Genomic DNA, 267 nt, shown 5'->3' on the forward strand with positions numbered 1-267 from the left:
ATTACGGTTTTTTCGGATAGTGCCACAGCTTTATTAGTAACGCTTATCATTATTTTACTTTTAAAGTTACCTGACATCTTTGCAAACTTTTCGACCGAGTTAGTAATAAAAGTTATAGTATTAATCGAGATAGATACGCTAGCAAATATAAGTCCTGCCATTGCTTCACTCCGCTGTTCTTGTGTTAAATTAGTTTTTTGCAGAGTTTTATTATTATCTAGCAATAATTTTGCTTGCCATGCTAATAAAAGGAATTCAAATAGAATT

The 267-nt window shown here is 31.1% G+C and carries 1 protein-coding gene; it reads right to left on the minus strand.

Going from position 1 to position 267, the window contains the following annotated elements; all coding sequences use genetic code 11:
* Positions 1 to 267 (minus strand): hypothetical protein (locus tag H3S73_RS13740; protein ID WP_198248943.1); only part of this gene is annotated, 267 nt, incomplete at both ends.

This window comes from Gilliamella sp. B14384G12 (genome assembly GCF_016101825.1).
Taxonomy (GTDB): Bacteria; Pseudomonadota; Gammaproteobacteria; order Enterobacterales; family Orbaceae; genus Gilliamella; species Gilliamella apicola_N.